Genomic DNA, 2460 nt, shown 5'->3' with positions numbered 1-2460 from the left:
TGTTTATGATACACTAGAATTACCGAAAAAAAGCGTCAGAATTCCCTGAAATCAGCAAGGGAAATTCCCCAAAAAAGGCGGGACATATTGAACCACCTCTACATTACCATTATCCTTTATCTAAGCACGACCATAGATAAAGGAGGAAAGGAAGATGCTCACTATGTCCCAAATCAATCATATCAAAGATTTGAGCAATTGTGGATACCGTATCAGTGAAATTTCTGAAAAAACTGGTGCTGATCCTAAAACAATACGGAAATATCTATCACAGGATGATTTTTCTCCTGAGCCACCGATTGTCCAGGAGAAGCCTTCAAAGCTGGATCCTTTTAAGCCAATCATACATGAATGGCTGGAGGAAGATAAAAAGCACTGGCGCAAGCAGCACCACACAGCCCAGCGAGTTTATGAACGCTTGATAGAAGAACACGGTTATACCGGAAGCTACAGCATCGTCCAGCGCTACATGAAAAAGTGCCGCTCTATACAGACGGAAAAGGCTAACCTGGAACTGATCTGGGATCCTGGCCCTGCACAGGTGGATTTTGGAGAAGCAGACTTCTACGAAGCCGGAAAGCTGTGCCGCAAGAAATACCTTACTGTATCATTCCCATTCAGCAATGATGGCTACAGTCAGGTATTCGGCGGGGAGACAGCTGAGTGTGTCTGCCAAGGGCTTCAGGATATCTTTGAATTTATAGGCGGTGTACCGCCATTACTGATCTTCGACAATGCGACTGGTGTCGGCCGGAGGATCGGTGATGCCATTCATGAATCGGAGCTCTTCTCGCGGTTCCGTGCCCACTATCACTTCCGGGTGCGTTTCTGTAATCCTTACTCTGGCTGGGAGAAAGGGAACGTGGAACGTAAGGTGGATTATAACCGGTCAAACCTGTTCGTACCGGTACCTCATTTCACGGAGATTGAAAAATATAATCAGAAACTGCTTTCCCGTCATGAAAAGAAAGCCGCTGAACTTCATTATAAGAAACAAGTGCCCATTGGGGAACTGTTTGAAGAAGATCGAAAGGCGCTCCTGATGCTGCCTCCAAAAAGGTTTAACGTCTGCCGGTATGAATGGCAGAAAGCAGATGGGTACGGGAAAGTCTGTATGGATGGAAAACATTTTTACTCCACTATGCCGGAAAATGCCCACCAAAAAGTACTGGTTGGGATACATGCCCATACAATTGATATCCTCACAGAAGAAGGACAGGTCATCACTACCCACCGGCGTGCTTTCGGAGAAGGACGTACGGACATCAGTGATTACAGCACAACTCTGGCTGTTCTCATGAAAAACTCCGGTGCGTGGGGAAACAGCGGCCTACGCCGTGAGACACCGGATGCCCTTCGTGCCTATATGGATGCCCAGCCAAAAGAGAAGCTGAAAGACTGCCTGCGGATCATGAATGAGCTGACCAATCAGTATGGATTCCGTGCGGCCACCAGTGCCATGGAAATGACCTGTGCAAGAGGAAACATAAACATCTGTGATGCTTCCGTACTGGCTGCCCGGATTACCGGTTATGGTATCTATACCCCACCGGAGACCGGCCCCTCACTGGCAGTATATGATGAGGCTTTCCTAAAGGAAGGAGGCACTGCATCGTGATGACACCAAAGATGAAAGAAGAGATCTGTGCTCAGATACTTGTGGCAAGCAGACAGTTGTTCCTCTCGTCCAGAATATCAGAGATCTGCCTTGAAAAAGGGACACAGAAACAGCTGGAATTCGTTCTGGAACTTATGAATGAGGAACTTACCTTGCGGGATGAGAACCGCCGTAAGCGTTTGATTAAACGCGCCGGTTTTCCAATCTATAAGACTTTCGAGGATTACAGCTATCGAAGTGTGAAGTTTCCCCCTGCATTCTGCAGGGAGGAGCTTGAAGCACTGGAATTTGTTCCTGAAAAGAAAAATCTGGTGCTTTATGGGCCGGTTGGCATTGGGAAGACGCATATGGCGATAGCGGCGGGTGTGAAAGCATGTAATCTTGGCTACAAGACAAAATTTTATACCGTCACGGAGCTTGTTTTGAAGCTGGCAGAAGCCCGTAAAAACGGGACCTTGGAACGGCTTCTCAGGGATCTGCGCAGTCTTGACCTGCTCATTCTGGATGAATGGGGATATGTTCCTGTGGACAAGGATGGATCGCAGCTCCTGTTCCGAGTCATATCTGACAGCTATGAAAGTAAAAGTCTAATATTGACTACAAACCTGGAGTTTTCTAAATGGGGTGGTATCTTCACGGATGATCAGATGGCGGCAGCCATGATCGATCGGCTCGTCCATCATGGACATCTGCTGATCTTTGAGGGTAAAAGTTATCGTATGGAACACGCCCTCATGCGCCGGGATGCATAATCAATGCCCGCCAATAGTAGGGAAAATCCCTTGACGAAAACAGGGAATTTCGACGCTTTTTTCAGGGAAAAGTACTTGACAAAAAACAGA

The 2460-nt window shown here is 47.2% G+C and carries 2 protein-coding genes; both read left to right on the top strand.

The genetic code is table 11. From position 1 onward, the window contains the following. The first annotated feature begins 163 nt into the window (after positions 1-163). On the top strand, positions 164-1618 hold the full coding sequence (gene istA / locus EV212_RS13315; RefSeq protein WP_207669133.1) for an IS21 family transposase: 1455 nt from the start codon (positions 164-166) through the stop codon (positions 1616-1618). Beyond that, positions 1618-2370, top strand: a complete 753-nt coding sequence (gene istB / locus EV212_RS13310; RefSeq protein ID WP_207669134.1) for an IS21-like element helper ATPase IstB — start codon at positions 1618-1620, stop codon at positions 2368-2370. The genes istA and istB overlap by 1 nt, the downstream gene beginning before the upstream one ends. The last annotated feature ends 90 nt before the right edge of the window (positions 2371-2460 follow it).

Origin of the sequence: Frisingicoccus caecimuris (genome assembly GCF_004340975.1) — a bacterium.
Lineage (GTDB): Bacteria > Bacillota > Clostridia > Lachnospirales > Lachnospiraceae > Frisingicoccus > Frisingicoccus caecimuris.
Note: the sequence above shows the minus strand (reverse complement) of the source record. Positions and strands in the feature narration are given on the sequence as shown.

Coding starts and splice junctions, on each gene's coding strand:
- istB (WP_207669134.1), top strand. CDS start 1,618: ATGACACCAAAGATGAAAGAAGAGATCTGTGCTCAGATACTTGTGGCA.
- istA (WP_207669133.1), top strand. CDS start 164: ATGTCCCAAATCAATCATATCAAAGATTTGAGCAATTGTGGATACCGT.